Annotated in this window: 5 protein-coding genes; all 5 read right to left on the reverse strand. The window is 74.0% G+C overall.

Features of this window, described 5'->3' with window-relative positions; all coding sequences use genetic code 11:
* Positions 1-616: hypothetical protein (locus tag AOK09_RS36400; RefSeq protein ID WP_055591445.1), on the reverse strand; the 616-nt coding region annotated here is incomplete at its 3' end.
* A 136-nt stretch (positions 617-752) separates the two neighbouring features.
* On the reverse strand, positions 753-1,454 hold the full coding sequence (locus AOK09_RS36405; protein WP_063796180.1) for an HAD family hydrolase: 702 nt from the start codon (positions 1,452-1,454) through the stop codon (positions 753-755).
* 20 nt (positions 1,455-1,474) lie between these two features.
* Positions 1,475-2,638, reverse strand: a complete 1,164-nt coding sequence (locus AOK09_RS36410) for an MFS transporter (protein ID WP_055591446.1) — start codon at positions 2,636-2,638, stop codon at positions 1,475-1,477.
* The gene (locus AOK09_RS36415; protein ID WP_063796181.1) at positions 2,632-3,819 is read right to left on the reverse strand and encodes an MFS transporter; all 1,188 of its coding nucleotides are present in this window, start codon (positions 3,817-3,819) and stop codon (positions 2,632-2,634) included. Before AOK09_RS36415 ends, AOK09_RS36410 begins: the two co-directional genes overlap by 7 nt.
* A 48-nt stretch (positions 3,820-3,867) precedes the next feature.
* Entirely contained in the window at positions 3,868-4,488 is a 621-nt protein-coding gene (locus AOK09_RS36420) for a DUF3631 domain-containing protein (protein WP_055591448.1), read from the reverse strand.
* Positions 4,489-4,590: the final 102 nt, after the last annotated feature.

The following is a 4,590-nucleotide window of genomic DNA, read 5'->3' on the forward strand; positions in this document are numbered from 1 at the left end:
GAACGGGGGCGCCTGGAGGGGATGGCGCGGCTGTCGGGGCTCGTGGGAGGGCCGCTGCGGTGGCCCGGTCGACGGTCGGGGACAGGCAGTCGGTGTCCTGCGGCGGTTCGGTGTGTTCCATCCAGCGTCGGGCGGAGTACTCGTCTCGGAAGGGGGTCTCGGTGATGTGGTATCCGGTGCCGTCGTCGGGCCACTGCACCTGGACCAGGTAGGGCAGGGTGGTCCCCGACTTGGTGTCCTTCAGGAGGATGGCGCAGGTCAGGGTGGTGTGGTTCAGGGCGGCGTCGAGGAGTTGGTAGCGGTCGCCGGAGGTGCGGGTGCGCTCCTCGATCTCGCGGGTGGCGGCGTCGGCGGGCCGGACGGTGCCGGGGGAGCGGACGAAGTCGCGGGGGTCGACGCGGTGGGTGTGGACCAGCCAGCGTTCGGCCAGGGCGATGCTGTAGGTGCGGGTGAGGTCCAGAGTGAAAAGCCGCTCCTCGGGGATGCCGAAGCGGATGTGGACGGCGAGGGTGTCCGCCTGCCCGGGCGGGCCCCACACGGCGGACTGGTCGGCGGCGACGAGGGCCGCGTACGGGCCGTCCTCGCCACCGCGCAGGGGGACGTGGGAGAGCACCATGAGGTCGGGCAGGAACTCGGTGAGGGTGCGCCGGGCGTCGGCGGACTGCGGGTCGGCGGGGATCCAGTCCTCGGGGATGACGTCGAGGTCCAGCGGAGCCTCCTTCCGGTGAAGGCGGGGCGGGGAATGTCGCAGGTCAGCGGTGGTGCCCAGGGCTGGGGTGAGTCGATGTGGTGAAGGAAGCGGCGGGTGCTGGATGAGGTCGGCGCGGGCCCGGGACGGCGGCCGTCGTGACGTGGGTGGCGAGGCGCGTGAGGGCGGCAGGGCCGTTGCGGTGGTGGAGGGTGTGCAGGCCGAGGTTGGCTGCGGCGTGACAGTTCTCGGCGCGGTCGTCGATGAACAAAGTGCGGGCGGGGTCGGGCCATCCGGCTGCGGCGAGCGCGAGGTGGTAGGCGCCGGGCTCGGGTTTGTTGATACCGATCCGGGCGGAGTAGAGGGTGCGGTGGAACAGGGTGCGGCACCAGTCGGTGGCATCCAGGGCGTCAGCCAGCGGCGCGGGGGCGTTCGACAGCAGGACCAAGCGCACCCCCTGGGCGCGTAGGCCGCCGAGCGTGTCGAGGACGGCCGCGTTGGTCCGTGTCCATAGCGCGGTGTCGGCGTCTTGGAGGGCGGGAAGCAGGCCAGTGCGGGGGCGGTGGTGGGTGCGGAGCAGGCTGCTCCAGAACTGCCACGTGGTGGCGGCGCCCGCGTCGTAGGCGGGGCGGCGCTCCCAGAACTCCTGGCGGAAGGCGTGGAGCTGGTCGCTGGGCCAGCCGGCCAGCGCGGCTAGGCGCTCCCATTGCTGGTCGTCGGGTTGCAGGCCGATGACGCCGTTGTAGTCGACGATCACCGTGTCCACGGGAAGGGCGGGGGAGGCGGTTATCGGATCTCCAGGGCTCGGTGGGAGGCCGCCGCGATCACGGCGGCCAGGACGACCGGAAGGCCGAGGGCGACGGGCAGACTGCTGAGGGAGGCGAAGGCGCCGATGAGCGCGGGTCCGGCCACAAGGCCGAGGTAGCCGGTGGCGGTGACGGTGGCCACGGCGCGGGGGCCACTGCGTCCGGCGGCGGTGATCAGGGTGGGGACGGTGACGGAGAGCCCGGCGCCGAGGGCGGCCCACCCGGCGAGCGCCACCGGCAGGGTGGAGGTGAGGAGTCCGGCGGCGAGTCCGGTGGCGGCGAGCAGCGCGCCGCAGCGGACCACGGTAGGGGCCCCGTGGCGTGCGGTGAGGCGATCGCCGGACAGGCGGCCGACGGCCATGGCGGCGCTGTAGGCGGCGTAGCTGGTGGCGGCGACGGCGGTGGTGGCGTGGAGGGTGGTCAGGTGGACGGCGGACCAGTCCGCTGCGGCCCCCTCGCACAGCAGGGCTGCGGCGGCCAGTACGCCGAGCAACATCAGCCGCGGTCGGCCACGAGCAGGACCGGACGCGTTGGCGTGTGGGCCGGTGGCGGGGAGTGCCGCCATCGAGCGGGTCGCCCGGGCGGTGGCCAGGGCCAGCGTGGCGGTGAGGAGGCCGATGGCGGTGAACAGCACGCAGTGGGGCAGCGGGGTGGTGGCGAGGGCGGCGCCGGTGAGCGCGCCGAGGCTGTAGGTGGCGTGGAGGCCGGACATGATCGGTCGGCCGTGGGCGTCCTGGCAGCGCACGGCGGCGCTGTTGGCGCCGATGTCGAGCAGCCCGTGGAGCAGGCCGAAGACCACAGCGGCGGCCGTGAGGGTGGGGAGGCTGCGGCAGGACCCGAGCGCGGCAAGCGAGAGTCCGAGACCGGCCGCGGGCGCGGCGAGGAGCGGGGCTGGACCGTGCCGGTGGGCGATGGCGCCGCCGGTGCGCAGGCCGGCGACCATGCCCGCGGCGGCGGCGAGCAGCACGAGCGCCAGGCGCCCGGTGTTCAGGTGGGCGGCGGCCTGGATGGCGGGCATCCGCGCCCCCCAGATCGCCACCACCAGGCCCAGCCCCGCGAGATAGCAGGCCAGTGTCCGCCGGGCGGCGGCCAGCTGTGACGGTGTCACCGCAACGGAAGTGAAGCGGGGGGCGTGGTTCACCATGTGCCCTCCAGGCTGGTCCTCGTGGACGGTGCGGTGCGCTGCGCGATATTGAGGTGTCGTCGCCCCACCACAAGGACCGTGAGGGCACTTGCGGCGGCCAGGGCAGGTAGTGCGGTGGCGCTGTGTGGGCCGAGCGGGCCGCTGGTACCGGTGCCGGTGGCCTGGCCGAGCCCCATGGCGGCGATCAGCCAGCCGCCCGCCTCGGTGGCCGTGCCGGCCGGGGCCAGCTCGTCGAGGAGGAGGAAAGAGCAGGCCAGCAGCGGGGCCAGGAACAGTCCGGGCGCGATGGCGAAACCCGCCGCGGTCACGGCATCGGGCCCGACCGCCAAGGGAAGCCATCCGGCGGCGAAGCCGGCGGTGCAGGCCAGGAGCTGGGCGCAATGGCTTCCGGGCCAGCAGCGCTGCCCGAACACTGTCCCGCCGAGAAGGCTGGCGGCGGACATGGCCGCGGGGAGCGCTCCGGTCAGCCAGGGCGTGTGGTGGCGGTTGGCGAGGTCGAGTGCGGCGACGTTGACGGCGCCGAGCGAGACGCCGAGCAGCGCGTGCGCGGCCAGCAGGAACCGCAGCCCCGGCGCGCGCAGGGGAACGCCGCGTTCAGCGGTGCGGGGGTGCGGGTGCCACGGCCGGGATGCGGGGGTGGTGCACACGACCGCGGTTCCGGCGGCGCCCAGGGCGGCGCAGACAGCGAGTGCGGCGGCGGGGGAGAGCAACCCGCTGAGGAGGGCGGCCAGCAGCGGGCCGGTGACGTAGATGATCTCCTGGGCGGTGGAGTCGAGGGCGAACGCTGCGCGGCGAAGGGCCGGGTCCCGAACTAGGTGCGGCCACAGGGCGCGCAGCCCGGCTTCCAGCGGGGGTGTGGCCGCGCCGGCCACAGCGGTCAGCAGGCCCGCGGCCATAGGGTGTCGGGCGGGGCCGGTGGTGGCGAGAGCGGTGAACGCCACGGCGGAGACGGCAGCGGAGGTGGCCAGGACGGTGGTCCGCCGGCGACGGTCCACGGCGCGGCCGAGTAGCGGCTGACCGGCGACGGCGGCCAGCCCGTAGAGGGCGGCGAGCAGGCCGGCCAGCACCGGGTCACTGCGCTGATGGGCGGTTTGGAGGAGGGCGATGGGGGCCATCGCGGCGGGCAGACGTCCGATCAGGGTGCCGGCGAGCAACTGGGGGACGTTCCGGGTGGACAGCACGGCCCGGGGGCGGGAGGCAGCGAGTGCGAGCGAGGGTCTGTCCTTCCGTCAGCGCACATACATAAGAAGGGCGTTGCGTATGTCGGAGCGCAGGTAGACCTTGAGGCGGCGGCCGAAGTAGGTGATGTTGCGGGGCCCGATGCCGTAGTGGCCGAGGAGCAAGGACAAGTCGCGGGCGGTGAGACCGGCCTCGTCGTACTGGGACCAGCGATGCCGCTGGTCGTCGTTGAGCAGCTCCAGCAGGTTGCTCGTCGGCAGCGCTTCGTGGGAGGGGAACGCATCGAAGATCGCCGCGCACTCCTCCAGGAGTTCCCGGCTCACCGCCGCCCTCGACGCAGAGCCGGGGGCCGGGTGCTGGGGCTTGGCTGCCTTGGTCCTGTCGTGGGCCGGCCCGGCGGGGGTGTCGTTGCTGAAGAAGTCGAGGGCGAGGGTGAGCGCGCGGGCCACCACGTTCCGGTGGGTGTGCAGGGTGTGGCGCAGGTGGGTGCTGCCGGTGGTGGGCGGGTCGGCGAGGGAGAGGTCGATGTCCTCCAGGCAGTCGTACAGGAACAGGCAGGCACCCAGGTCGGCCTGGGGGGTGAGCATCTGGTTCTGGCGTAGGGCGGGCAGGCGGGCGCCGAAGCTGTCCTCGATGAGGCGGCGGGCGTCGGCGAGCGAGGTCGGGCGCATGGATCTCCTCAGCGTCGGGGCCGGGTGGAGGGGCGGCTGCCTGTGGTCAGTGGGTGCGGGGAGTGCGCGGGGGCGCGGCGTGCACCAGAGGCGCGGGTTGGG

Origin of the sequence: Peterkaempfera griseoplana, assembly GCF_001418575.1 — a bacterium.
GTDB classification, from domain to species: domain Bacteria; phylum Actinomycetota; class Actinomycetes; order Streptomycetales; family Streptomycetaceae; genus Peterkaempfera; species Peterkaempfera griseoplana.